At 66.4% G+C, this 23,903-nt stretch carries 24 protein-coding genes; 7 read left to right on the top strand and 17 right to left on the bottom strand.

Going from position 1 to position 23,903, the window contains the following annotated elements; all coding sequences use genetic code 11:
* Nucleotides 1–5 precede the first annotated feature (5 nt).
* The 5 genes from SB771_RS10005 to SB771_RS09985 all read right to left on the bottom strand — a co-directional run bounded on the left by SB771_RS10005 (nucleotide 6) and on the right by SB771_RS09985 (nucleotide 5,527).
* Nucleotides 6–1,073: an asparagine synthase-related protein gene (locus tag SB771_RS10005; protein WP_175660869.1), complete on the bottom strand. Its 1,068-nt coding sequence runs from the start codon at nucleotides 1,071–1,073 to the stop codon at nucleotides 6–8.
* Nucleotides 1,070–1,948, bottom strand: a complete 879-nt coding sequence (locus SB771_RS10000) for a radical SAM protein (protein ID WP_175660870.1) — start codon at nucleotides 1,946–1,948, stop codon at nucleotides 1,070–1,072. Before SB771_RS10000 ends, SB771_RS10005 begins: the two co-directional genes overlap by 4 nt.
* A gap of 1 nt (nucleotide 1,949) precedes the next feature.
* A complete protein-coding gene (locus SB771_RS09995; RefSeq protein WP_175660871.1) occupies nucleotides 1,950–2,942 on the bottom strand; it encodes a phosphotransferase enzyme family protein in 993 nt (330 codons plus the stop codon).
* A complete protein-coding gene (locus tag SB771_RS09990) occupies nucleotides 2,943–3,692 on the bottom strand; it encodes an FkbM family methyltransferase (RefSeq protein ID WP_175660872.1) in 750 nt (249 codons plus the stop codon). It abuts the gene before it with no gap.
* 242 nt (nucleotides 3,693–3,934) lie between these two features.
* On the bottom strand, nucleotides 3,935–5,527 hold the full coding sequence (locus SB771_RS09985) for an ABC-F family ATPase (protein WP_105834487.1): 1,593 nt from the start codon (nucleotides 5,525–5,527) through the stop codon (nucleotides 3,935–3,937).
* Nucleotides 5,528–5,694: 167 nt separating this feature from the next.
* On the opposite strand from SB771_RS09985, the gene SB771_RS09980 reads away from it, so the two are divergent.
* Nucleotides 5,695–6,147 (top strand): lipocalin-like domain-containing protein, encoded by a 453-nt coding sequence (locus SB771_RS09980; RefSeq protein WP_175660873.1) that lies wholly within the window; start codon nucleotides 5,695–5,697, stop codon nucleotides 6,145–6,147.
* Nucleotides 6,148–6,276: 129 nt separating this feature from the next.
* Here SB771_RS09980 and SB771_RS09975 read toward each other — a convergent pair whose 3' ends face one another.
* Nucleotides 6,277–8,574 (bottom strand): AsmA family protein, encoded by a 2,298-nt coding sequence (locus SB771_RS09975; RefSeq protein ID WP_175660874.1) that lies wholly within the window; start codon nucleotides 8,572–8,574, stop codon nucleotides 6,277–6,279.
* A gap of 151 nt (nucleotides 8,575–8,725) precedes the next feature.
* On the opposite strand from SB771_RS09975, the gene SB771_RS09970 reads away from it, so the two are divergent.
* The gene (locus SB771_RS09970) at nucleotides 8,726–9,427 is read left to right on the top strand and encodes an ATP-binding cassette domain-containing protein (RefSeq protein WP_175660875.1); all 702 of its coding nucleotides are present in this window, start codon (nucleotides 8,726–8,728) and stop codon (nucleotides 9,425–9,427) included.
* Complete coding sequence (locus tag SB771_RS09965) at nucleotides 9,424–10,227, top strand: ABC transporter permease (RefSeq protein ID WP_175660876.1); 804 nt, start codon at nucleotides 9,424–9,426, stop codon at nucleotides 10,225–10,227. Before SB771_RS09970 ends, SB771_RS09965 begins: the two co-directional genes overlap by 4 nt.
* Nucleotides 10,228–10,270: 43 nt before the next feature.
* On the opposite strand, the gene SB771_RS09960 is transcribed toward SB771_RS09965, so the two are convergent.
* The 3 genes from SB771_RS09960 to SB771_RS09950 all read right to left on the bottom strand — a co-directional run bounded on the left by SB771_RS09960 (nucleotide 10,271) and on the right by SB771_RS09950 (nucleotide 12,673).
* Nucleotides 10,271–10,744 (bottom strand): PliI family lysozyme inhibitor of I-type lysozyme, encoded by a 474-nt coding sequence (locus SB771_RS09960; RefSeq protein WP_175660877.1) that lies wholly within the window; start codon nucleotides 10,742–10,744, stop codon nucleotides 10,271–10,273.
* A 200-nt stretch (nucleotides 10,745–10,944) separates the two neighbouring features.
* The gene (locus tag SB771_RS09955; protein WP_041491361.1) at nucleotides 10,945–11,496 is read right to left on the bottom strand and encodes a DUF6013 family protein; all 552 of its coding nucleotides are present in this window, start codon (nucleotides 11,494–11,496) and stop codon (nucleotides 10,945–10,947) included.
* Between the two features lie 160 nt (nucleotides 11,497–11,656).
* Entirely contained in the window at nucleotides 11,657–12,673 is a 1,017-nt protein-coding gene (locus SB771_RS09950) for a zinc-binding alcohol dehydrogenase family protein (RefSeq protein WP_175660896.1), read from the bottom strand.
* A gap of 123 nt (nucleotides 12,674–12,796) precedes the next feature.
* On the opposite strand from SB771_RS09950, the gene SB771_RS09945 reads away from it, so the two are divergent.
* On the top strand, nucleotides 12,797–13,738 hold the full coding sequence (locus SB771_RS09945) for a LysR family transcriptional regulator (RefSeq protein WP_011656997.1): 942 nt from the start codon (nucleotides 12,797–12,799) through the stop codon (nucleotides 13,736–13,738).
* 189 nt (nucleotides 13,739–13,927) lie between these two features.
* Complete coding sequence (gene serB, locus SB771_RS09940) at nucleotides 13,928–14,773, top strand: phosphoserine phosphatase SerB (RefSeq protein WP_175660878.1); 846 nt, start codon at nucleotides 13,928–13,930, stop codon at nucleotides 14,771–14,773.
* 77 nt (nucleotides 14,774–14,850) lie between these two features.
* On the opposite strand, the gene SB771_RS09935 is transcribed toward serB, so the two are convergent.
* The 5 genes from SB771_RS09935 to SB771_RS09915 all read right to left on the bottom strand — a co-directional run bounded on the left by SB771_RS09935 (nucleotide 14,851) and on the right by SB771_RS09915 (nucleotide 19,526).
* Entirely contained in the window at nucleotides 14,851–16,035 is a 1,185-nt protein-coding gene (locus tag SB771_RS09935) for a cystathionine beta-lyase (protein ID WP_175660879.1), read from the bottom strand.
* Between the two features lie 111 nt (nucleotides 16,036–16,146).
* Nucleotides 16,147–16,689, bottom strand: a complete 543-nt coding sequence (locus tag SB771_RS09930; RefSeq protein ID WP_175660880.1) for a hypothetical protein — start codon at nucleotides 16,687–16,689, stop codon at nucleotides 16,147–16,149.
* Between the two features lie 188 nt (nucleotides 16,690–16,877).
* Nucleotides 16,878–17,804, bottom strand: a complete 927-nt coding sequence (locus tag SB771_RS09925; RefSeq protein WP_175660881.1) for a sugar kinase — start codon at nucleotides 17,802–17,804, stop codon at nucleotides 16,878–16,880.
* 3 nt (nucleotides 17,805–17,807) lie between these two features.
* Complete coding sequence (rimO, locus tag SB771_RS09920; protein WP_175660882.1) at nucleotides 17,808–19,169, bottom strand: 30S ribosomal protein S12 methylthiotransferase RimO; 1,362 nt, start codon at nucleotides 19,167–19,169, stop codon at nucleotides 17,808–17,810.
* A gap of 45 nt (nucleotides 19,170–19,214) precedes the next feature.
* Nucleotides 19,215–19,526, bottom strand: a complete 312-nt coding sequence (locus tag SB771_RS09915; RefSeq protein WP_175660883.1) for a hypothetical protein — start codon at nucleotides 19,524–19,526, stop codon at nucleotides 19,215–19,217.
* Between the two features lie 31 nt (nucleotides 19,527–19,557).
* Between SB771_RS09915 and SB771_RS09910 the strand changes: the two genes are divergently transcribed.
* Together SB771_RS09910 and SB771_RS09905 are read left to right on the top strand one after the other, a co-directional pair.
* Nucleotides 19,558–19,812 carry a hypothetical protein gene (locus SB771_RS09910; RefSeq protein ID WP_011657003.1) on the top strand — a complete coding sequence of 85 codons (255 nt, stop codon included), beginning with the start codon at nucleotides 19,558–19,560 and terminating at the stop codon, nucleotides 19,810–19,812.
* 828 nt (nucleotides 19,813–20,640) lie between these two features.
* Nucleotides 20,641–20,916: a hypothetical protein gene (locus SB771_RS09905; RefSeq protein ID WP_175660884.1), complete on the top strand. Its 276-nt coding sequence runs from the start codon at nucleotides 20,641–20,643 to the stop codon at nucleotides 20,914–20,916.
* 252 nt (nucleotides 20,917–21,168) lie between these two features.
* Here the strand turns inward: SB771_RS09905 and phaR are convergent, their stop codons facing one another.
* The 3 genes from phaR to SB771_RS09890 form a co-directional block, all read right to left on the bottom strand.
* Nucleotides 21,169–21,735 (bottom strand): polyhydroxyalkanoate synthesis repressor PhaR, encoded by a 567-nt coding sequence (phaR, locus tag SB771_RS09900; RefSeq protein WP_011657006.1) that lies wholly within the window; start codon nucleotides 21,733–21,735, stop codon nucleotides 21,169–21,171.
* Nucleotides 21,736–21,853: 118 nt separating this feature from the next.
* On the bottom strand, nucleotides 21,854–22,594 hold the full coding sequence (locus tag SB771_RS09895) for a 3-ketoacyl-ACP reductase (protein WP_011657007.1): 741 nt from the start codon (nucleotides 22,592–22,594) through the stop codon (nucleotides 21,854–21,856).
* A 117-nt stretch (nucleotides 22,595–22,711) separates the two neighbouring features.
* A complete protein-coding gene (locus SB771_RS09890; RefSeq protein WP_165751501.1) occupies nucleotides 22,712–23,893 on the bottom strand; it encodes an acetyl-CoA C-acetyltransferase in 1,182 nt (393 codons plus the stop codon).
* Between the last annotated feature and the right edge of the window lie 10 nt (nucleotides 23,894–23,903).

Below are 23,903 nucleotides of genomic sequence, written 5' to 3'. Positions count from 1 at the left end.
GCGACTCAGGTTGGGCGATGCGCGGCATCGAGATGAAGGCGGTCGAGATGATCGAGGATCAGCGTCAGCGTTACCCACAGCACGCGCTCGGTATCCGCCCGCAACGTGGGCGCGGCCAGACCGAGCGTGTCGGCCAGTGCACGCGTGCGGTCGCGATCGAGCAGCGGCGCGAGATCCATCGGCGGTGCGAGCCGCCCGCGCTTCGGGCCGTGCACGAGACGGTCCGGCAGGTTCAGGCGCGCACCGAGATCGCGCAGGCACTGCTTGTTCGGGTCGGGTGCGATGCTCGTCAGATGCGCGACGACGTCGGCATCGACGAACGGCGGATGCAGATCCACCGACGCCTCGTCGAACAACGCATGGCACAGCGGCAGATAGTTGGCCGACCGGTCGCGGCGCAAGACCTGATCCGCGCCGTCGCCGGTGATCGCCACCTCGACGCCGTCCGCGGCGATCGCCTCGGCCAGCAGCAGCTTCGCGACCGGGTGCAGGTTGAACATCGGCTCCTCGACCGCATGGGTCGTTCTCGGCAGCGCCGCGACGAAGTCGGCCTCGTTCGCGCGCACGATCTTCACGTTCGCCTGCATCTGCGCGGCGAGTTCGAGCGCCGCGTCGAGTTCGCAGTAGTCGGGCATGTCGGTCGCGAGGATATAGGACGTCACGTGCCGCTGTGCGCCGAGTTCGCGCAGCAACGCGAGCAGCAGCGCCGAATCGAGCCCGCCGCTCAGCGCCAGCGCGACGCGCTTGCCGCTGTCGAGCGCGCGTTGCAGCGATGCGCGCAGCACGGTGTCCAGATCGGCATGCCGGGGCCGCTCGGGCGCCGGCCGCACCGCCAGGCCGTGCGGCGCCCGGATCAGTGCATGACCGGGCGGCACCGCGAGCACGTCGCGCAGCACCGTGCGGCCGATCAGGCGCTCGCCGCTCAGGTAGCCCGCGATGGCGGCCGGGTCCGGCGCGCCGGCCGCTTGCCCCGACGCCTGCAGTACGGCGCGGATGCCGGACGCCGCCACGCCGCTGCGCGGATGGTAGTGCAGACGATCGAAACCGAACGGGTCGCGCGTGCCGACGATCATGGATAACGAGCCTTCAAGGTGTCCACTTCAATGCGTTTCAGGATGCGATGCGGCGCGACCGGCGCGCTGCCGCCGCGGCAATGCAGGCATGCTTCGAGCGGTGCCTCGCGCTGCAGATAGGCGAGCATCGCATCGAGCATGCCGGCGTCGTCGCGCAACGGCAGGCCGTCGGCCTGGAAATCCTTCTCGCCCTTGTAGAGCGTATGGAAATGCGCCGGACGCGTACACGTGTAGAACATGCCGTCGCGAATCATATGGCAGCGCTCGCGGATCCAGCAATCGTGATAGAGACGCCGCGCGTCGTCGAGATCCGTGCCGGGCTGTGCACGATTCATCGTCGTGAATACGTCCTGCACCTTCCAGTTCAGGCGCACGTCGAAACGCGCGGCCTGGTGCTCGACATGCGCGATCAGGTCGGGCGAAAGCGCCGGCTTCGGATAGCGGGAGATCGTCAGCGCATCCACCGCTTGCCAGAACGCGTCCGGCATCTCGCCGAGCTTCAGGCCGTTCGTCGTGACGGAGATTTCGGGCGCGATGCCCGTGGCGCGCACGCGTTCGACGAGTTCGACGAGCGCCGGGTGCAACAGCGGTTCGCCGCCGACCAGCTTGAAAATACGCGGGCTCAGCACCTTCACGGCCTTGCGCAGATCGGACTCGATCGATTCGGGGCTCGCATACCACTCGGGCAGCAGCGGCGACAGCGAGCAGCATTCCGCGCAGGTCAGGTTGCAGTGGTCGACGATATGCGCTTCCAGCGAGCGCGTCCGGACGCGCCCATCGGCGACGCGGTAGTCGCGATCCAGCGGCGGCGGGAAGACATGCTGTCGCTCGCCGGAGCGCGGCGGATTCGGGATGTCGTTCGGATTCGCACTCACTTCAGCTTCCTGCTTCCACGCAACGGGAAAAGAAATCGATCAGACGCTCGCGCGCGTCCACCATCGCGGACGCCATCGTCACCGCGCCGCTCAGGTGCGACGCGAAGCGCGACGGATCGTCGAGCCAGCCTTGCACGACCCACAGCTTGAGCGCGTGCTGCAGGCACGCGGCATCGACGGCCCACGCGAGGTGCGCGGGATTCACCGGCCGGACCCGGCCATACGCGCGCACGAAGGCTGCCGCCAGATGCGGCGCCTCCAGCGGCAAATGATTCAGGCATCGCACCAGTTCGTATTCGCGCGGCGCGCCGATCGCTGCCTCCCAGTCGAGAATCAGCGGCGGCAGCGTGCCCGTGAACAGATAGTTGAACTGGTTGTAGTCGTTGTGAATCGGGTGCTGCGGATCGTCGGCGGGAAACGCGTCGAGACTGCCCGGATAGTAGCGCTCGAGCATGCGCAGTGCGAGATCGACATAGCGGCGCAGGTCCGCGCCGCCGTCGTTCGCGTACGCACGATCCCGTGCGTCGAGCAGGCTGCGGCGCACCGCGTCCGCATCGATCGCGGTCAGCCGCGCGCGGATCGTGTCGAGCGACGGCAGATGCAGCCGGTCGAGGCTCAGGTGCAGCGCGGCCAGACTCGCGCCGAGCGCATTCCACTCGGCCGGCGAAAATGTATCGTAGGTTCTGAACTGCCCGGCTTCCCAGCGCGTGAGCATCGCGTGCGAGTCCTGCCCCGTCCACAGCGACGCGCCGGCTGTCGTGCGTTTGAGCGTCTGGACACGAACGCGGGCATCGCCGTGCATTTCCAGATGCGCGAGGACGGCGGCCTCCCTGGCCGCGCGCGCATGGTGTTCGAGCGCGTAGAGCTTGACTGCCACACCGCCGCTGTCAGCCGGCAGATACCACACGCGTTCGCTGACCTGGCGCGGCGCGTCGCTTCGGCCCAGCGCGTAGGCGTCGCGAATCTCGTCAAAGGGGATTGCAAGCCGGTCCATTCAGATGTGCTCCGCCGGCCCGTGTCGATACGGATGACCGGTCAGGAACGTGTTGTGTCCGACGTAGCGCAGCTTGTACATCGCCGGCCGGAACAGCACCGACGGATCGTTGTTCGCGATGCCGAGCAGCGGGTACAGGTCCTGCCGCACGAAGAACGCGTTGTTGCCCATGTCGTCGCAGCAGACGAGTTCATAGCCCTTCCGCCTGCCGAGATGAACGAGCGATTCAAGGCTTGCACCGTAGTAGGTCGAGCCATCCCATTCGTGCTCCGGATTGAAGCACATGACCCAGCGTTCGGGCGGCGTGTAGTACGGGTTGTATTCGATCACGACGATGCGCGGCTGAAACGCTTGCAGGCCGCGCCACACCCAGTAATCGTTGCCGTCGATGTCGATCGACAGCAGGTCGAAGTCGGCCGGCGTGTTCGCATCGGCGAGCAGTCGATCGACCGTATCGGGTTGGACGCGGTCCTGATACAAACGGACGCGCTCCGCGCCCGCGTAGTGGGCGGCAAGCTTGCCGAACCGATATGCGCTGCCTTCCACCAGCACGCCGGCCCAATCGTGTTCGTGCAGCAGCCGCGCGGTGTTGCTGTTGCGCAGGCCGTCGCTCGCGCCGATGTCGACGCAGAAGCGGTTGGCCGGCGCGATCCGCTCCATCAGGCGCGCCAGGATGCCCTCCTCGGTGCCCTGCGCGTAAAGGCTTTGCGCAAGGCCGGACAGGTCGAGCGGGAGGGGATGGTCCTGCATCGAGGGACGGCTCCGGGTCGAAATGGGGAATGATGAATGGCGTTCGGCGGTAATTTACCTGAAGTCGGTCAACGGGAGGAAACCGGAATTCGCGATGCGGTCGGGCCCGGCCGCGAGCGGAAATGAAAAAGCCCGCATCGACACTGCTGTCGATGCGGGCTTGATGCGCTTGTGACGGTTCGCTCCGGGCGTTCTCGTCGGTGCCGCACCGGAACTCATGCGCGGAGGAAACCTCCGGGCACTTACTCCTGCCCCTGACTCGTCAGGAACTCCTCGTAATTGCCACCGAAGTCGTACAGCGTACCGTCCGTGCGCACTTCGATGATCCGGTTCGCCAGCCCGCTCACGAACTCGCGGTCGTGCGACACGAAGATCAGCGTGCCTTCGAACTGCTCGAGCGCGATCTGCAGCGACTCGATCGACTCCATGTCCATGTGGTTGGTCGGCTCGTCCATCAGCAGCACGTTGTGGCGGCCGAGCATCAGCTTGCCCCAGATCATGCGGCCCTTCTCGCCGCCCGACAGCACCTTCACCGACTTCTTGATGTCGTCCGACGAAAACAGCAGGCGGCCCAGCGTGCCGCGCACCATCGTCTCGTCATCGCCGTCCTTGCGGTACTGGTCGATCCAGTCCATCAGCGTGATGTCGTTCGGGAACTCCTCGTACGTATCCTGCGGCATGTAGCCGACATTCGCGTTCTCGGACCACTTCACCGTGCCGTGATCGAGCGGCAGCGCGCCGAGCAGCGAACGCAGCAGCGTCGTCTTCCCCGCGCCGTTCTCGCCGATGATCGCAATGCGCTCGCCCGGCTGCACCGACAGGTTGAAGTTCTGGAAGATCGTGCGCTCGTACTTCTTCGTGATGTCTTCGGCAACCACCGCGACGTTGTGCAGCTTCTTGTCGAACTCGAAGCGGATGAACGGGTTCTGACGCGACGACGGCTTGAATTCCTCGATCTTGATCTTGTCGATCTGTTTCGCGCGGCTCGTTGCCTGGCGGGCCTTCGACTTGTTCGCCGAGAAGCGGCGCACGAAGTCCTGCAGCTCGGCCACGCGTTCCTTCGCCCGCGTGTTCGCCGCGGCCTGGCGCTCGCGCGCCTGTGCCGATGCGAGCATGTAGTCGTCGTAGTTGCCCGGCCAGACCTTCAGCGTGCCGAAGTCCATGTCGGCCATGTGCGTGCACACCGAGTTCAGGAAGTGACGATCGTGCGAGATGATGATCATCGTCGAGTTGTACTCGTTGAGCGTTTGCTCGAGCCAACGGATCGAGTTGATGTCGAGGTTGTTGGTCGGTTCGTCGAGCAGCAGCACGTCCGGCTTCGAGAACAGCGCCTGCGCGAGCAGCACGCGCAGCTTCCAGCCCGGCGCGACGTCGGCCATCGTGCCGGTGTGGAACTTCTCCTCGATGCCGATGCCGAGCAGCAGCGCGCCCGCGCGCGCCTCGGCGTCGTAGCCGCCGTATTCGGCGAACTTGCCTTCGAGCTCGGCCGCGTGCATGTAGTCGTCGTCGGTGGCTTCCGGGTTCGCGTAGATCGCGTCGCGCTCGGTCATCGCGGCCCACATCTCGGTGTGACCCATCATCACGACGTCGAGCACGCGCACGTCTTCATACGCGAACTGGTCCTGGCGCAGCTTGCCGAGACGCACGTTCGGCTCCAGCGCGACGTTGCCGCCGCTCGGCTCGAGGTCGCCGCCGAGGATCTTCATGAAGGTCGACTTGCCACAGCCGTTCGCGCCGATCAGACCATAGCGGTTGCCCTCGCCGAATTTGACCGAGATATTCTCGAACAAGGGCTTCGGCCCGAATTGCATCGTGATGTTGGCAGTAGAAAGCACGGCAGGTCCCGTAAGAGAGAAATCGACGGAAAACCGTGTATTTTAGCAGGTGTCGGAGAAACTGCCGACCACGCCGCCGCGGCACCCGCGCTACGGTCGTTGCCCGGTGCCCGCTGCCCCGTCAACACGACGGCATACGCGCCATCGCCGTCACACCGGAACCCCGCATGCCAACCAGCCAGCTTCGAGAACAACTCGTCGGCGCATGGCGCCTCGTTTCCTACGAAATCCGCCCGCGCGACGGCGGCACCGTCACCTACCCGCTCGGCCGCGACGCGCGCGGCTGGATCCTGTACACGCCGGACGGCTACATGTCCGCGCAGTTGATGGCGCCCGGCCGCCCGCCTTATGCGGACGGCGACCTGCAGGGCGGCAGCGTCGAGGAACGCGCCGCCGCGGCGCACGGCTATATCGCCTATTCGGGCCCTTTTAACGTCGACGACGACGGCACGCTGACCCATGAAATGGACGTGAGCCTGTATCCGAACTGGATCGGCAACGTCCAGCAGCGCGTGGTGAGTATCGACGGCGACCGGCTGCAACTCGGCACCGCCGGGCCAGTCGTCATCAGCGGCCGGGAGGTTGACGCGGTACTCGTCTGGGTGCGCGCCCGCCGCTGAGCAGCGGCCGCTGGAGATGCCGCGCGACGGCGGCGGGACCTAGAGGCGGCGACCGGGAGCGGCGCCCCAACGAGCGCGGCCAGCCAGCGCGGCGCCGCGCCGTCCCGCCTGCCCCACCGCCGTCGCCGGTCACTTGCCGGCTTTCGCCGCTTCTTTCTCCGCCGCCTTGGCCTTCATCTGCGCGAACAGCTGCGAACACGGCACGTCGCGGTTGTTGCTCGGCGCGATCAGCGGGATCAGCGCCGCGAACGGGTTGATCAGCCCGAGCCCGACCGCCGCGCCGGCGCGCAGCGCGAGCGCGCCCGCCTCGACGCCGACCTTCGGATTCTTGAACGTGCCCTTCGCGTACAGCGGCGAGCGCAGCGAGAAGATCCGGAAACCCTTCGTGTGCGGATGGATCTTCAGGTCGACCGATTCGTCGCGCAGGTTGACCGGGCCGTCGACGTTGATCAGCGCGTCGTCCGTATCGAGCGCGAAGACCTTCGGCTCGAGCATGCCGTCATTCGCGACGAAATCGAACGCCGCGCAATTGATCTTCACGTCGCGGGTGCCGAACAGCTTCTCGTAGACGACGTTCGCGACGTTCAGGCCCGCCGCCTCCATCAGCAGCAGGCTGATGCGGCCGTCGGTGATGAGCGCCTTCACCTCGCCGGTCGACGTCGCGGCGAGCGCGGCCGGCGAGTTGCCGGTCGCCGACAGCGACGCGTCGCCGTTGATCTCGCCGAGCGCGGTCTGCATCACCTTCTGCGTCGGGAACAGCTGCTTGAGCTTCAGGTGGCGCGCGCTCAGCGTGAAACGGCCCTTGAGCGGCGTGCGGCTGCCGTCGAGATGCGCATTCGTCGCGAGCGTGCCGCCAGCGACGCCGAATTGCAGCGGCTCGAGCGTCAGCACGCCGTCCTGCAGCAGGATGTGCGTGTACAGGTTGGTGATCGGCAACTGCGGGCTCTTGATCAGCCTGCGGCCGGTGAATTTCACGTCCGCGTCGATCGCGCTCCAGCGCTCGGTGCGGAACGCCGCGACCGGCAGCACGCGGTCCGGCGGCTGGCGCGTCGTGTCGCCGCGCTTCGCCTTGCTCGCGGGAGAATCGGCGCCGATCACCGGCGCGAGGTCGGAGAACTGCAGCAGGTTCGACACGACTTCGCCCGACAGCTTCGGCCGCGGCTTGCGCTGCGCCCAGGTGAGCGTGCCGTGCAGATCGCTGCCGCCGACGCGGCCCTTGAAGTTCTCGTAGCGGAACGTGCTCGTGGGCGGATTGAAGTTGCCGATCAGCCGTCCGTCGGTCGCATACGGCGGCGTGTCGGGCAACGTGATGCCGGTGAGCTGGTAGAGGTGCGACATCGACGTGCCCTGCAGCCACAGCCGCAGGTTCAGCGCCGCGAGATGCCGCGGATCGGTCAGCGTGCCGACGATCGCGAGCCGCGTATCGCCGGCCTTCACGTCGGCCTGCAGCGGGAACGGCTGCGTCGCGCTCTCGACCGCCAGCACGCCGCCCACCTTGCCGGTGCCGGTCACCGGCACGTTCTTGTAGCGGCCGTCGACCTTGAGGCCGAACGCATACGTCGGCTCCGATTTCGCGGGCACCGCGGCGCCGGATGCACCGCTCGCGGCGGATGCGGGCACGGCCGTCGATGCGGACGAGACCGGCTTGGCCGCGGAGGCAGACGCCGCCCCCGATGCGGCCACGGCCGTCGACGCCGCGCTCGCGCCCTGTGCGGCGGATGCGCCCGACGCAGCGGACGCGGCCTCCGCATGCGCCTTTGCGGCCATCTGCGCGGCCCCCTGCTTGCCGACATGCTGGGCGGACGCCGCGAGCGAGGTCTGTTCCTGCTCCTTCAGCACGTCGCCGATCGGAATCGGATGGCCGAGCGTATCCACCGCGATCGTGAGATCGGCCTTGGTAATCGCATCGCGATAGACGATGGTCCCCTTCGCGAACGCGAAGCTGTCGAGCCGCAGGTTCCACCGCGTCGGCTTGCCCGATTGCTTGAATTCGAAGGTCCACGTGTTGCGGCCATCGGCGAGGCGCTCGAGGTCGACTGCGGGATTGACGGCGTCGATCGACGGAATGACGATCTGGTGCGTGAAGAGCGGGAGAATCGCGAGATCGAAGTGGGCGGCGTCGAGCGTGACGAACTTCGGGCCCTTCGCCCAGTCGGGGTTGCCGATCTCGAGCTGCGTGGCCGAGAAGCGCGGCCAGGGCACCCAAGCGCGCCAGCCGGTCTCGCCCTGCGGGCGGTGCCAGTCCACCCTGAGATCGCCGTGGATCGCAAACGAACGGCCAAGTGCGGTGCTCACATGTTCGTTGACCCACGGTTTCGCGTGGTTCCAGTCGAACGTGAAAATGAAGATGCCGGTTGCCGCGATGATCAATGCGACGATACCGACAATCCATGCAGCCGACTTGCCAATGGCTCGAGCTAGCGTCATGGCGGTTCCGTTGTTGTTCTGCAGAGTTTGCGCGCCATGTCGGGCCCCTCCCGTGAGTGAATCGAACACGACACCGGCGGCTTTCAATCGGTATTATGGCGCACGCTGCGCCAATGCTTCGGCGCCATTAACGCTTTTTTTCATTTGTGACATGACCGTCCCCACCGGCCTCATCGAAGCGCAACAGATCACGCGCCGCGACGCCAGTAGCGGCAAGACGTTGCTGACGCCGACCGACTTCAGCCTCGCCGCGGGATCGCGAATTGCTATCACGGGAGCGTCGGGTTCCGGCAAGAGCGTGCTGCTGCGCGCGCTCGCGTTGCTCGATCCGCTCGATGGCGGTCACATCCTGTGGCGCGGCAAGCGCATCCGGCGCGGCGCGATTCCGGGCTACCGGCGCCGTGTCGCATATGTGCGCCAGCGGCCTGCGCAAATGGACGGTACCGTCGAAGCGCAATTGCGCTACCCGTACTCGCTCGCGATCTATCGCGACGCGACGTTCGACCGTGCGCGCGCCGAAGCGCTCGCCGCGCGCGCCGGTCGCGGCGCCGACTTTCTCGACAAGCGTGCGAGCGAACTGTCGGGCGGCGAAGCGCAGATCGCCGCGCTGCTGCGCGTGCTGCAGCTCGACCCCGACGTGTTGCTGCTCGACGAGCCGACGTCCGCGCTCGACCCCGAGTCGACGCGCGCGATCGAAGCGCTCGTCGGCGCGTGGTTCGACGCGGCGCCCGACGCGCGCGCGTACATGTGGATCTCACACGATCCGGCGCAGGCCGCACGAATCGGCACGATGCGGCTCGTGATGCAGGCCGGCGTGCTGCACGCCGCGCGCGCGGCGCAGGCGGCGCAATGAGCCCGTCGTTGCAGGAACTGAGTCTCGTCGACGTCGGCATCGCCGCCGGCCTCGTCGCGGTCAACGGCGCGATCTCGGCCGCGCTGTCGCTCGGCCTCGGGCGCAAGCTCGCGCTCGCCGCCGTACGCACCGTCGTGCAGCTGCTCGCGATCGGCTACGTGCTCGGCTGGGTGTTCGGCCACCCGCACTGGAGCGTCGTGCTGCCGATCACCGCGCTGATGACGTTGATCGCCGGCTTGGCGGGCGCCGGTCGCGGCAAGCATGCGTATCGCGGACAACGCGTCGACAGCATCGCGTCGATCTGGTTCAGCAGCTGGTTCGTCGCGGCGGTCGGCCTGTTCGTCGTGATCCGCATTCATCCGTGGTACACGCCGCAATATGTGATCCCGATCCTCGGGATGATCCTCGGCAACACGCTGACAGGCGTGTCGCTCGGCGTCGAGCGGATGATGGAGGAACTGACCGCGCGGCGCGATCGCGTCGAGACCGCACTCGCGCTCGGCGCAACGCGCTGGGAAGCCGCGCAGGACGCCGCGCGCCAGGCCGTGCGCGCGGGCATGCTGCCGACGCTCAACCAGATGGCCGTGGTCGGCGTCGTGAGCCTGCCGGGGATGATGACGGGTCAGGTGCTGGCCGGCCAGTCGCCGCTGCAGGCCGTGCGCTATCAGATCGTGATCATGTTCCTGATCGCCGCGGCATCCGCGCTCGGTACCGTCGGCGCAGTGCTGATGACGTATCGCCGGTTGTTCTCGGCCGACCACCGCTTTCTCGCGTCGCGGCTCGAGGAACGCGCGCCGTGACGGGCGCCTGCCGACACGCACGCGGCCTTCGCGTGGCGTGCGGTCAGCGCGTCGCGCGGCGCTTTCCGAGCGCCTGACGCAACGCGGCCGTCACATCGGCGTCGGGCGGCAGCCCGTCGACCGACGCGACGAGCCGCACCGCGCGCGGCGTCGTCACATAGGCCTGCGCACCGACATAACCGCCGCTGCCGGCCGAGCGCGTCGTGACGACGAGCGCCTGCGGCGCACGCGCGCCGAGGTCCGTGGTAAACGCATCGGCGACGGTGCCGTCACGCGCATGCAGCACGCCCGTCACGTAGTCGTCCGTATCGAAGCCGGGCGTCGCATGCGCGGTCGAATACACGCGCACCGCATAGCTGCCCGTCGAGCACGGTTCGAGCGCGCCGCTCGACACGACGGCGGTCTGCTGCCGTGACGGCAGCTCGACTTTTTTCACGAAGCTGCAATCGTCGGCCGCCTGCGCATGTGCGGCGACGAACGCAGCGGCCGACAGCAGCGCGCACATGCGATGTTTCATGGAATGTCGTTCGGGGAAGGAGGTGGCGGATGCCGCGAGGATAGCGTGACACCGGCATGACGTCACGCACGCCGGGCTCGACGAAGTCGACCATCGAGGATGAAAAGCCCGAAGCCGCGCGCCACGAAACCGTCGCGCGCGGCGCTGCACACCGCGATTGGTTGCGCGCGCACCGGCCGCGGCCGGCCCGCGCATTGCGCTCAGTGCTTGATCGACACCGTCACCCTGGTGCCGTCGCTCATCGTGACCGTCTTCGAACCGCCATTGGTCGAAAGCGACACCCACTTGACCTGGCTCACCGACACGACGTCCGGGCATTGCAACGACTTGCCGCCCGCGCTCGCGTTGCGCGTGCCTTTCGGCGCGGCCGCCTGGAAGCTCATCTGCACGTTCGCGTTCCCCTTCGCGTCGACCGACGGCGCGAGCCGCACCTGGGTCTGGCGCACCATCGCGCCGTTCGCGTCGCGCGGCAGGTTGTCGGCGTTCGGGCAACCGTCCGGCATCGCGACCGCACCGCTCGGCGGCACCGACTTCCAGTTGAAGTCGTCCGTTTCGCCCGAGCGGATCTTGCGGGTCTCCTGCGTATTGCCGAAGGTCTTCGAGTCGACCTTGACGGTGTATTCGAGCTGCCCTGTCCCGCCGCCCTTCAGGCTGCCCTTGACCGGCGGCGCCGCGAATACGCTCGCGCTGACGCACGCCGCCACGAACACGGCCGACCACGATGCGGCGACTGACAAGCTGCGTTGGCTCATGCTGACCTCCTTGTAATGCGGCGGCACGCGCGTGCCGCGCGGTTTTCGATGCATGATGCGTTGCCAGTCTACCGCCAAGCGGGATGCAATGCGCCGCAAACGCATCGGGTGTTACCCCGCTTGCGTTCGCGACGCAGCCGCCCTTACGCGCGACGCCGGCTCAGAAGCCGCTCAGCACCAGCTTGCCGATCGCGCGGCCGCCCTCGAGCAATTGATGCGCGCGCCGCACGTTCGCCGCGTTGATCGTGCCGAGCTGTTCGCCGACGGTCGTGCGCAGCGTGCCGCCGTCGACCAGCCGCGCGACCTCGCTCAGGATCTTGTGCTGCTCGATCATGTCCGGCGTCTCGAACATCGCGCGCGTGAACATGAACTCCCAGTGAAACGCCGCGCTCTTCGCCTTCAGCAGTTCGACCGGCACCGGCTTGGCGTTCTCGACGATCGTGCAGATGCCGCCCTGCGGCCGGATGACTTCCGCCGCGGCCGGGAAATGATGGTCGGTGTCGTTGAAGATCAGCACGTAATCGACTTCCGGATGGCCGATGTCACGCAACTGCGCGGGCAGATCGCCGAAATGGTCGACCACGTCGTCCGCGCCGAGCGAGCGCACCCATTCGGCCGACGCCGGGCGCGACGCGGTCGCGATCACGCGCAGCTTGCCGAGCGTCTTCGCGAGCTGGATCGCGATCGACCCCACCCCGCCCGCGCCGCCGATGATCAGCACCGACTTGCCCGCGTCCGCACCCTGCGGCGACACGCGCAGCCGGTCGAACAGCGCCTCCCATGCGGTCAGCGCGGTGAGCGGCAACGCGGCCGACGCCGCGAAATCGAGCGTGCGCGGCTTGCGTGCGACGATCCGCTCGTCGACCGCGTGGAATTCGCTGTTCGCGCCGGGGCGCGTGATGCTGCCCGCGTAGAACACCTCGTCGCCGGGCCGAAACAGCGTGACCTCGGCACCGACCGCGACGACCGTGCCCGCCGCATCCCAGCCGAGCACGCGCGGTACTTCCTCGACCTGCGCCTTCGGCGCGCGCACCTTGGTGTCGACCGGGTTCACGGAAATCGCCTCGACCTTCACGAGCAGGTCGCGCGGGCCCGGCACCGGTTGCGGCAGTTCCACGTCGAGCAGCGCCTGCGGGTCGTCGATCGGCAGGTAACGGGTCAATCCAACGGCTTTCATCATGAAGCTCCTTCAGGGAAATCGGGCGGGCCGCGGCGCAGCCCCATGCATGCCATCGTAGGTGGCCCGATCCTTCGAGAAAACCGCTATATTTCCTGAAACATTTTCAGGAATTTCAGAATAATGAGTGCCGATCCGATTCCGGCCCCCGACAAGCCGCTCGACCTGCTCGACGTCGGCCTGTTCGTGCGCGCCGCGCTGCTCGCGAACGTGACGGCCGCCGGGCGGGAGTTCGGCGTGTCGGCCGCGGTCGCCAGCGCGCGCATCGCGCAGCTCGAGCGCCAGCTCGGCGCGCGATTGCTGCACCGCACCACCCGCCGCATCAGCCTCACGCAGGACGGTGAAGTCTTCATGGCCCGGGCCGAGGCGCTGCTGTCGGCCGCCGACGCCGCGCGGGCGTCGGTCGGCCACGGCCGCAGCGAGCCGTACGGACGGCTGAAGGTGTCGATGTCGTCGTCGTTCGGCCGCCAGCACGTCGCGCCCGTGATTCCCGCGTTCCTGCGCCGCTACCCGTCCGTGTCGCTGGACCTGCGGCTCTCCGACGAGATCGTCGATCTCGTCGACGACGGCTACGACGTCGCGATCCGCCTCGGCGCGCTAAAGGATTCGACGCTGGTCGCGCGCAAGCTCGCCGCGAACCGGCGCGTGCTGTGCTGCTCGCCCGCGTATCTCGCCGAACACGGGACGCCGCGCCATCCGGCCGATCTCGCCCAGCATGAATGCGTGATCCTCGGCGACCAGCGCGACTGGTCGTTCGTCACGCCGCAGGGCCCGCTCACCGTTCGGGTCGGCGGCCGGCTCGTCGCGAGCAACGGCGAGGCGATCCGCGAAGCGCTCGTCGACGGCTTCGGCATCGCGATCAAGTCGACCTGGGACGTCGGCCCGCTGCTCGCGGACGGCACGCTCGTCACCGTGCTCGACGACTACCCGTTCGCGCAGGACGTCGCGATCTGGGCCGTCTATCCGAGCCGCGCGCACGTGCCGCTGAAGACGCTCGCGTTCATCGCGTTCCTGGCCGAACACTTCGGCGATCCGCCCTACTGGGATCGCGCGGACGAACGCTGAACGCCATCCGGCGAGCGGCGCTGACGCCAACGCTGGCCGGCCATTCGCGGCGATCCGGCCGCGACCGGATACCAACCGGCTACAATGGCGCGTTCGCGACGCAGCGGCCCGACGCCGGACAGGGCCCGCGTTCGCAGGCGGCCGCATGCCGGCCGCGCACGCGTTTCATTCGCTTTCAATCATTCCGCCATGACCCACAACCTCGTCATCCAGAGTCTCGCGCCGCTGTCGGACGCGCATCACAAACCGCTGCTCGCGCTGTCGCGCGGCACCCGCATCGTGCAGACCGACGAACATGCGCTGCGCATCGAAAACGTGAACCCCGCGCAGCGTCTCGACATCGACGCGTACTGCGGCACGCATGCGCTCGACTTCGGCTTCGTCGAAGCCGGCCGCACGCTCGGCGACTTCGGGCTCGCCGTGATGGACATGGATTCGACGCTGATCACGATCGAATGCATTGACGAGATCGCCGATTTCTGCGGGCTGAAGACGCAGGTCGCGGAGATCACCGACGCGGCGATGCGCGGCGAGATCCGCGACTTCAACGAAAGCCTCACGCGCCGCGTCGCGCTGCTCGCGGGCCTCGACGCGCACGCGCTCGAGCGCGTGTACGAGGAACGGCTGCAGTTGTCGCCGGGCGCCGAGAAGATGCTCGCCGGCGTGAAGGCCGCGGGCCTGAAGACGCTGCTCGTATCGGGCGGTTTCACGTTCTTCACCGAGCGCCTGAAGGCACGTCTCGGCATCGACTTCGCGCATGCGAACACGCTCGAGATCGTCGACGGCAAGCTGACCGGCAAGGTGCTCGGCGAGATCGTCAACGCGGACGTGAAGGCGCGCCTGCTGCGCGAGACCTGCGCATCGCTCGGCATCGAGCCTACCCGCGCGATTGCAATGGGCGACGGGTCGAACGACATGAAGATGATGGCCGAAGCCGGGCTGTCGGTCGCGTTCCACGCGAAGCCCGTCGTGCGCGGTGCGGCCACCGTCGCATTCGACCATGTCGGCCTCGACGGGCTGCTGCAGCTGTTCTGATCCGCGCAACCCGCCCATGAAAAACGCCGGCGCGAGGTTGCCTCACGCCGGCGTTGTGTTTTTTTGCCGCGGTTTCGTTATCGGCCGAGCGTCGCCTGCATCGCGCGCTCGATGTCCGCGCGCAGGTCGGCTTCGTCCTCGAGACCGACGTAGAAGCGCACCAGCGTGCCGCGATGCGGCCAGTCCGCACGCATCGACGCGACGTCGTAAGGCATCGCGAGGCTGCACGCGCCGCCCCAGCTCCAGCCGATCGCGAACAGCTCGAGCGCCTCGACGAAACGATCGATCTGCTCGCTGCTGTAGCGTTCATCGAATACCACCGAGAACAGCCCGCCCGCGCCGGTGAAGTCGCGCACGAACGACGCGTGTCCCGGGCAATCGGCCAACTGCGGATGCAGCACGGCCGCGATCTCCGGCCGCGCCTTCAGCCACTGCGCGAGCGCGAGCGCGCTCTTGCTGTGCGCATCGAAGCGCACCTGCATGCTCGGCAGGCTGCGCAGCACGAGCGAGCAATCGTCGACCGAAACGCCGATCCCGCAGCGCATCCGCGCGAGCTTCAGTTGCGCGTGCAGCTCGGCGTTCGCGGTGATCGTCGCGCCCATCAGCACGTCGCTGCCGCCCGATTGATACTTGGTCAGCGCCTGCACCGAGATGTCGACGCCATGCTCGAACGGCTTGAACGCGAGCCCGGCCGAATACGTGTTGTCGATCGCGGTGACGATGCCGCGCGCCTGCGCGACCGTCGTGATCGCACGCACGTCGGGCACTTCCATCGTCACCGAGCCCGGCGCCTCGATCCAGATCAAGCGCGTGTTCGGCTGGATCAGCTCGGCAATGCCGGCGCCGACGAGCGGATCGTAGAAGCGTGAGGTGATGCCGAAATCCTTCGCGAGCCAGTTGCCGAAATCGGCGTTCGGCCCGTAGACGTTGTGCGGGATCAGCACGTCGTCGCCCGCCTTCACGATCCCGAAATAGACGTTCATGATCGCCGCGAGGCCCGACGGCTGCAGCAGCGCATGCGCGCCGCCCTCGATCTCGGCCAGCCGCTGCGCGAGCGCGAGCGACGTCGGGGTCGCGTGCAGGCCGTAGCGCCACTGGTTGTCGTTGTGCCAGACCAGCGCGCGCATCGTCGCGAGATCGGGGAACACGACCGTCGATGCACGCGCAACCGGCGGCACGAACGAACGGAAGCCGTCCGGAATGACGTCGTCGGGTTGAACGATGCGGGTCTGGAGTGCGCGCTTCGGAGTGGATGCAGTCATGGCAGGAGGCCCGGGGAAAGGCCGTTCGGTTGCGGAATGTGTCGCTAGATTAGCCAAATTCGGCGCGGTTGGCCCGGTACAATGCGCGCCGCACGCACCGAGCCAGCGCGCTCAGTCGTCGGTGCGCAGATTGACGATGCCGCTGACCGTCTCGATTTCCTGCACGCGGCCGTCGCGTACCTGCAGCGCCGCGCGCTTGCCCGGCGCCGCGCGCAGCACGACCGGTTGCGGATCCGATTCGTCCGAGTTCATCCGGTCGGCCTTCAGCTCGCCCGTCGAATCGAAGCGCCCGATCCACACGCCCGTGATGTTCGTGCCGTCGTTCGATTCCTCGATTTCGAGCGTGTCGCCGTCGCGATCGCCGGCGAGCAGGATCACCTCGCCCGTATCGGTGAACTGGTATTCGCCGTGCACGCCTTCCTCGTCCGTCTTCGGGCCGAGATGCGCGACGATCGGCCGGTCGCCGAGCGTGCCCTCGTAGCGCGGCAGGCGGGCGAATTCCGGGTTCGGCCGCAGCGGCCGTACGGGCGCCGCTTCATCCTGCTGCGCGCCCGGCGCGACCGGCTGGGCCGCGACCATGCCAGGCATCGCGAGGCCCGCCGCCAGCGCGCCGGCGATTACCAGCGCCCGTTGCCATTCCAGATATCGACCCACCTTGTGTTGCTCCCTTGCTTCAGATTCGCTCGAAAAACCTGGCGATGAGTTGCTGATCGCCGATGCACATCGTCACGAGCGTATAGCCGCGCTGATGCGGTACGCGTGCCGTCCGCCCCCGCTCACGTCGCGCGCGCCATCCGAAGGTTCGAATGAGCGCAGCGCATGGCCGGCGTGCGGGATCCGCGTCAGCCCTGCACCAGACGTTCCACCGCATCGCGGTGCGGAATCGGCGCGACCGCGCCGTAGCCCGTCGTCGACAGCGCCGCCGCCGCGTTCGCATAACGCGCGGCCGTGAACGGATCGTCGCCCGCGACGATCCGCGCGACGAACGCGCCGCCGAAGCAGTCGCCCGCGCCCGTCGCGTCGACGGCCTCGACCGCGAAGCCCGGCACCACGCGCCGTTCGTTCGGCGTCGCGACATACGCGCCTTCCTTGCCGAGCTTCAGCGCGACGACCCGAGGCCCGTGCTCGAGCATCGCATCGACGATCGCGTCGCGATCATTCGCGCCCGTGAGCGCCGTGACATCGTCCCAGCTCGGCAGGCAGATGTCCGTCTGGCGCAGCGCCTCGCGCATCACCGCGCGGGCGCGCGGCAGCGGCCACAGCTTCAGGCGCAGGTTCGTGTCGAAGCTGACTTGCGCACCGTTGCTGCGCGCATGGTCGATCGCTGCGAACGCGGCGTCGCACGCGGCCGCGCTGATCGCGAGGCTGATGCCCGACAGGTGCACGGCCTTCGCCGCGGCCAGCGCGTCGAGCGGCAGGTCGGCCACCGTGTAGCGGCTCGCCGCGGAGCCCGCGCGCAGATAGTCGAACTGGTGGCCGGCGGCGCCGTGCGTGACGAAATACACGCCGGTCGGCGCCGTCCGGTCGATCCGCACATAGGTCGTGTCGACGTGTTCCGCCGCCCACATGCCGGTCAGCAAGCGGCCGAACGGATCGTCACCGATCGCCGACACGAAGCCTGTCGACGCGCCCTGGCGCGCCGCGGCGATGCAGAAGTTCGACGTGTCGCCGCCGAAGCCCTGCAGAAACTCCGGACGCCCCGGCTGCGACTGGTTGAATTCGATCATCGCCTCGCCGAGCGCGAGGATCTCCGGAAACGCGGCCGTCATCGCTTAAACCTCGCCCCACAGGTCGTGGCCGTCCGCGCCCGTGATCTTCACCGACACGAAGTCGCCGACCTTGTAGCGCTTCGACGCCTTCGTCGCCGGCTCGACGTAGACGACGCCGTCGATCTCCGGCGCATCCGCCGCCGTGCGGCCGATGCCGCCTTCCGCACTGACTTCGTCGATCAGCACCTTGAGGGTCTTGCCGACCTTGCGCTGGATGCGCTGCGCCGACACTTCCTCGGCGACTTCCATGAAGCGCGCGCGGCGCTCTTCGCGAACGTCGTCCGGCAGCGCGCCGTCCAGTTCGTTCGCGGTCGCGCCTTCGACCGGTGAATACGCAAAGCAGCCGACGCGATCGAGTTCCGCCTCGCGGATGAAGTCGAGCAGCGTTTCAAACTGCTCTTCCGTCTCGCCGGGGAAGCCGGCGATGAAGGTGCTGCGGATCGTCAGGTCCGGGCAGATCTCGCGCCACTTCTGCACGCGCTCAAGCACTTTCTCCGCGTTGGCCGGGCGCTTCATGCGCTTCAGCACTTCCGGATGCGCGTGCTGGAACGGCACGTCGAGATACGGCAGCACATGGCCCTTGAACGGACCTTCGGCCATCAGCGGGATGACTTCGTCGACGCTCGGATACGGATACACGTAGTGCAGGCGCACCCATGCGCCGTACTGCGCGGCGAGTTCGCCGAGCGCGGCGACCAGGTCGGTCATGCGCGTCTTGATCGGCTTGCCGTTCCAGAAGCCCGTGCGGTACTTCACGTCGACGCCGTACGCGCTCGTGTCCTGCGAGATCACGAGCAGTTCCTTCACGCCCGACTTGAACAGGTTCTCCGCCTCGAGCATCACTTCGGCGACCGGACGCGACACGAGATCGCCGCGCATCGACGGGATGATGCAGAACGTGCAGCGGTGGTTGCAGCCTTCGGAGATCTTCAGGTATGCGTAGTGGCGGGGCGTGAGCTTGATGCCGGCGGCCGGAACGAGATCGACGAACGGGTCGTGCGGCTTCGGCAGGTGCGAATGCACGGCCTGCATCACTTCGCCCACCGCGTGCGGGCCAGTGACGGCGAGCACCTTCGGGTGGACTTCCTCGATGAGATTCGAGCCGCTCGCGCTCGACTTCGCGCCGAGGCAGCCGGTGACGATCACCTTGCCGTTCTCGGTCAGCGCTTCGCCGATCGCATCGAGGCTTTCCTGCACCGCTTCGTCGATGAAACCGCAGGTGTTGACGACGACGAGGTCGGCGCCGTCGTACGTGCCGGAGATTTCATAACCTTCGGCGCGCAGCTGCGTGATGATTTGTTCGGAGTCGACGAGGGCTTTCGGGCACCCGAGCGATACGAAGCCTACTTTGGGGGACTGAGACATCTGGAATGTGGGGGCGTGGCGGCAAAAGCGTGAGTTTACAGCTATTTATGGGCGGCGAGCCAAAATGAGCGGCTGGCGACGGCATGGGCCGCCCGCTCGAATACGCGACATGATGGGCGGCGGGTCACGAATCGTGAGTTTGATACGACCTTTCATTTCGAGGGAGGGCTGTCGGCCTACCACCAGCGCCACGTCCGGCAACGCGCGCTCGGCGTGTTCCTGCGCGCATTCGCAGGCATCGGCGCCGGCCTGTCCGGCCTCTCGCTGATGGAGGGCGGCTGCGTCGTCGACACCAGCTTGCGGTCGCGCAACAATCGCCGCGGATTCGCGGCGCTGCCATGCGAAAATCGAAGCCATCGCTCTCTTCCATCCACTCAACGGGGCTCGCATGACCACCCACATCACGATCGAATTCACCGAGCACGCGGCAGAAGCCATCGGTGAGCAAACCAGCACCAGCTTCTCCTACGACCAGGGTGCCCACGTGCCGCAGCCCGGCGATTTCGTCGAGCTCGAAAATTCCCGGCAGACGTTTTTCGTGATCGGCCGCGTGTTTTCGCTCAAGGCCAACTACAGCGCGGTCAAGCTCGTTCTCGATCTACCGCCGTCGGATGGCGAAGACGGATTCGATCCGGCGTCGTGACGCATCCAGTCCCGTGACGAAATCGCAAAAAGTCCACCGAAGCAGGCCCGTACTCGATCCGATGCTCACTTCGGATACGTCGCGGCCGTCAGGCACCGGTTGAACCAGATCGCCTCGTCGCCATCGCCGACCAGCCACCGCGCCGCATCGAGTTGCGGCCGGCCGGTTGTCGGCGCAGCCGCGTGACTATCGCTATCGACCGTACCCGAACGCACGCAGCCTGCGCGCCGCCGTTATCGCGTGCCTCCGCCAGCGCCTCGCAGAACGCCACCGGGCGAAGCTTCCCACCATCGACCGCACTCACCGCGCGGTACTGACAAACCGCACCGGCGCCCCAATCCTCGCTCCGGCTGCAGACACGTGCACGATGCTGCACGAGTACCACACCGAAACACGCCTATGAAACGTATGCGCCCGGCGGCACGCTCGTCGATGGCCTTGCGCACTTCGTCGGTGGCGGCTGCCAGCCTCAATACCTAAGGCAATTATTCAAAAAAAATCGGCCGAGCAAATAAAAATAAATAAAACACAAACCGCGCCACAACCGAAAATCATAAAACAACAATGATCGGTAGATTTATTTTACTCCAACCATCATTAACCCCAGCCTTTGCCGGACCGCACAACACACAATTCACCAGAATATTTTAAAACACTCAACAATCCACAAAAACCATTGCCAAATCCGCCACTCCCATTCAACACCCAATTAATCTCCGATATATTTCACGTCGATCAGACATCGGCGCCTGTTCGACCAGCCAATACTGAACCGTGCATTACCTGTATCACAACCCCAGCAATCCACTCATTCACCAAGGAAAGACCATGAGAAAACTCGCGACCACCCTCGTTTTCGCGATGATGCTTGCCGCATCCTCGTACGCCTCCGCGGAATCGCTTTGCAAGGCAGGTAAGATCGACAAGATCGAAACCGATACGAGCGGCAACCTCCTCGTATCCATCAACGACGGCATTTACTCGTTCAGTGCCAAGGAAGTTTTTCCGATCATCTACTCGGCATTTTCCGAAAATAGAAATCTCTTTATTTACGGAAATAACTGCGCGAACGGATCGACAGCAAGCCGCTTCGCGATTCGATAAGCCGGCCGAAAATCCGGCCATCGGCATCTTTTACAATCAGCGCTTTATCTGATATTCGGCCGACCGGGCTTTGCCGGTCGGCCTTGTGCGTTTTAATCTGCACTGATGTGCTACGGTACGACAACGCCCATGCACTCGCGGGCAATGCCACCGGGCGGACAATCATTCCGCGACGCGCCCCGTTACCGTCCCGTACGGGCCGTCCCGCGCGATGCCGGCGCGACACTTTGCGCGTCCACACCGGATCGCCGCTTACTTCTTCTCCGGCTCCGTCGCGCCCGGTTGCTTGAACGGGAACGTGTTGAACATCGACTTCGCCTGGTTCTGCATCTGCTCCTGCATCTGCACGAACATGTTCTTCGACTGCTCGATGTAGCTCGTCATCATCCCTTGCATCATCGGCGCCTGCATGTTCATGAACTGCGACCAGACTTCCGGATTCATCGCGTTGCCTTCGTACAGGTTCTTCGACTGATCCGTCAGCTTGTTCTGGATGTCGATGAACGCCTGGATGTTCTTTTCCAGGTACGTGCCCATCATGCCCTGCATCGCATGACCGTAGAAACGGATGATCTGCGACAGCATCGACGACGAGAACATCGGCACGCCGCCACTCTCCTCCTCGAGGATGATCTGCAGCAGGATGCTGCGCGTCAGGTCTTCGTTGGATTTCGCATCGACGACCTTGAAGTCCTCTTGTTCCAGCACGAGTTGCTTGACGTCGGTCAGCGTGATGTACGTGCTCGTCTCGGTATCGTAGAGCCGGCGGTTCGGGTACTTCTTGATGAGCCGCTCGGCCGTTTTCTTTGTAGTAGTCATGTAACGCCTTTGAGTGCAGCGTAGCGCAAGTGACAAATCCCCGCCGCCCGGATCCGGGAGGCGGGGGCTTTCGGAAACGCCAGGCTGCGCGGCCAACCGGGCCCGGGCAGCCCGACGTTCAGCCCATGTGCAGGCCGCCGTTCAGCGAGAAGTCGGCGCCCGTCGAGAAACCCGATTCGTTCGACGCGAGCCACGCGACGATCGAACCGATTTCCTCCGGCGCGCCAAGACGACGCACCGGGATCGTCGCGACGATCTTCTCGAGCACATCCGGACGGATCGCCTTCACCATGTCGGTGCCGATGTAGCCGGGCGAAACGGTGTTGACCGTCACGCCCTTCGTTGCGACTTCCTGCGCGAGCGACATCGTGAAACCGTGGATGCCGGCCTTCGCGGTCGAGTAGTTCGTCTGCCCGAATTGCCCCTTCTGGCCATTCACCGACGAAATGTTGATGATCCGGCCCCAGCCACGCTCGACCATGCCGTCGATCACCTGCTTCGTCACGTTGAACAGGCTCGTCAGGTTGGTGTCGATCACGGCCGTCCAGTCTTCGTGCGTCATCTTGCGGAACACGACGTCCCGCGTGATGCCCGCGTTGTTGACCAGCACGTCGATCTCGCCGACTTCGGCCTTGACCTTGTCGAACGCTGCCTTGGTCGAGTCCCAGTCGCCGACGTTGCCTTCCGACGCGATGAAATCGTAGCCGAGCGCCTTCTGGTCCTCGAGCCATTTCACACGGCGCGGCGAGTTCGGGCCGCAACCCGCGACCACCTTGAAGCCGTCTTTCAACAGACGCTGGCAGATGCTGGTGCCGATGCCGCCCATCCCGCCCGTTACGTACGCAATTCGCTGAGACATAAATCTCACTCCATTTTTTGGTTTCGAGACCCGCCGGAGGCCCCTCTGACTTCACGTGGTGCCGGCCGAAGCCGCAATCGGCCGGCGCACGGATTGGTTTGGCGTTGACGGACGACCTTACGGACGTTCGACCGCGAGTGCGACACCCATCCCGCCGCCGATGCACAGCGACGCCAGCCCGCGCTTCGCATCGCGCTTGACCATCTCGTGCAGCAGCGTCACCAGGATCCGGCAGCCCGACGCGCCGATCGGGTGACCGATCGCGATCGCCCCGCCGTTCACGTTCACCTTCGACGTGTCCCAGCCCATCTGCTTGTGCACCGCCAGCGCCTGCGCCGCGAATGCCTCGTTGATTTCCATCAGGTCCAGGTCGCCCGGCGTCCAGCCCGCACGCTCCAGCGCGCGGCGCGATGCCGGCACCGGGCCCATGCCCATCACGCTCGGATCCACGCCCGCATTCGCGTACGCCTTGATCCGCGCCAGCGGCGTCAGGCCCAGCGCCGCCGCCTTTTGCGCCGACATCACCAGCACCGCTGCCGCGCCGTCGTTCAGCCCCGACGCGTTCGCCGCCGTCACCGTGCCTTCCTTCGCGAACGCCGGCTTCAGGCCCGCCAGCGATTCCGCCGTCACGCCGTGACGCACGAACTCGTCGGTCGCGAACTGCAGCGGCTCGCCCTTGCGCTGCGGAATCGACACCGGCACGATCTCGTCGTTGAAGCGGCCGGCCTTCTGCGCGGCTTCCGCCTTGTTCTGCGACAGCGCCGCGAACGCGTCCTGCTCGTCGCGCGTGATCCCGTATTCCTTCGCGACATTCTCCGCCGTGATGCCCATGTGGTACTGGTTGTACACGTCCCACAGGCCGTCGACGATCATCGTGTCGACCAGCTTCGCGTCGCCCATCCGGAACCCGTCGCGCGAGCCCGGCAGCACGTGCGGCGCCGCGCTCATGTTTTCCTGGCCGCCCGCGATCACGATCTCCGCGTCGCCCGCCGCGATCGCGTTCGCCGCCAGCATCACGGCCTTCAGGCCAGAGCCGCACACCTTGTTGATCGTCATGCCCGGCACCGCGCTCGGCAGGCCGGCCTTGATCAGCGACTGACGCGCCGGGTTCTGTCCCGAGCCTGCCGCCAGCACCTGCCCCATGATCACTTCGCTCACCTGCTCGGGCTTCACGCCCGAGCGCTCCAGCACCGCGCGAATCACCGTCGCGCCCAGTTCCGGTGCCGCGATCTTCGCGAGCGAGCCGCCGAATTTGCCGACCGCGGTCCGCGCGGCCGATACGATCACTACGTCCGTCATTTCCCTTTCC

Origin of the sequence: Burkholderia sp. SIMBA_051 (assembly GCF_046534915.1) — a bacterium.
Lineage (GTDB): Bacteria > Pseudomonadota > Gammaproteobacteria > Burkholderiales > Burkholderiaceae > Burkholderia > Burkholderia ambifaria.
The sequence above is the reverse complement of the archived record's forward strand: the minus strand, read 5'-3'. Positions and strand labels throughout refer to the sequence as shown.

Excerpts from the sequence above, each read along its gene's own strand:
- SB771_RS09895 (WP_011657007.1), bottom strand. The coding sequence starts at position 22,594 with ATGTCTCAGCGAATTGCGTACGTAACGGGCGGGATGGGCGGCATCGGC.
- SB771_RS09980 (WP_175660873.1), top strand. The coding sequence starts at position 5,695 with ATGCCAACCAGCCAGCTTCGAGAACAACTCGTCGGCGCATGGCGCCTC.
- SB771_RS09965 (WP_175660876.1), top strand. The coding sequence starts at position 9,424 with ATGAGCCCGTCGTTGCAGGAACTGAGTCTCGTCGACGTCGGCATCGCC.
- SB771_RS09905 (WP_175660884.1), top strand. The coding sequence starts at position 20,641 with ATGAGAAAACTCGCGACCACCCTCGTTTTCGCGATGATGCTTGCCGCA.
- SB771_RS09925 (WP_175660881.1), bottom strand. The coding sequence starts at position 17,804 with ATGACGGCCGCGTTTCCGGAGATCCTCGCGCTCGGCGAGGCGATGATC.
- SB771_RS09910 (WP_011657003.1), top strand. The coding sequence starts at position 19,558 with ATGACCACCCACATCACGATCGAATTCACCGAGCACGCGGCAGAAGCC.
- SB771_RS09915 (WP_175660883.1), bottom strand. The coding sequence starts at position 19,526 with ATGGCTTCGATTTTCGCATGGCAGCGCCGCGAATCCGCGGCGATTGTT.
- SB771_RS09970 (WP_175660875.1), top strand. The coding sequence starts at position 8,726 with ATGACCGTCCCCACCGGCCTCATCGAAGCGCAACAGATCACGCGCCGC.
- serB (WP_175660878.1), top strand. The coding sequence starts at position 13,928 with ATGACCCACAACCTCGTCATCCAGAGTCTCGCGCCGCTGTCGGACGCG.
- SB771_RS09975 (WP_175660874.1), bottom strand. The coding sequence starts at position 8,574 with ATGACGCTAGCTCGAGCCATTGGCAAGTCGGCTGCATGGATTGTCGGT.
- SB771_RS09955 (WP_041491361.1), bottom strand. The coding sequence starts at position 11,496 with ATGAGCCAACGCAGCTTGTCAGTCGCCGCATCGTGGTCGGCCGTGTTC.
- rimO (WP_175660882.1), bottom strand. The coding sequence starts at position 19,169 with ATGTCTCAGTCCCCCAAAGTAGGCTTCGTATCGCTCGGGTGCCCGAAA.
- SB771_RS09890 (WP_165751501.1), bottom strand. The coding sequence starts at position 23,893 with ATGACGGACGTAGTGATCGTATCGGCCGCGCGGACCGCGGTCGGCAAA.
- SB771_RS09990 (WP_175660872.1), bottom strand. The coding sequence starts at position 3,692 with ATGCAGGACCATCCCCTCCCGCTCGACCTGTCCGGCCTTGCGCAAAGC.
- SB771_RS09995 (WP_175660871.1), bottom strand. The coding sequence starts at position 2,942 with ATGGACCGGCTTGCAATCCCCTTTGACGAGATTCGCGACGCCTACGCG.
- SB771_RS09945 (WP_011656997.1), top strand. The coding sequence starts at position 12,797 with ATGAGTGCCGATCCGATTCCGGCCCCCGACAAGCCGCTCGACCTGCTC.
- phaR (WP_011657006.1), bottom strand. The coding sequence starts at position 21,735 with ATGACTACTACAAAGAAAACGGCCGAGCGGCTCATCAAGAAGTACCCG.
- SB771_RS09935 (WP_175660879.1), bottom strand. The coding sequence starts at position 16,035 with ATGACTGCATCCACTCCGAAGCGCGCACTCCAGACCCGCATCGTTCAA.
- SB771_RS09950 (WP_175660896.1), bottom strand. The coding sequence starts at position 12,673 with ATGAAAGCCGTTGGATTGACCCGTTACCTGCCGATCGACGACCCGCAG.
- SB771_RS10005 (WP_175660869.1), bottom strand. The coding sequence starts at position 1,073 with ATGATCGTCGGCACGCGCGACCCGTTCGGTTTCGATCGTCTGCACTAC.
- SB771_RS09960 (WP_175660877.1), bottom strand. The coding sequence starts at position 10,744 with ATGAAACATCGCATGTGCGCGCTGCTGTCGGCCGCTGCGTTCGTCGCC.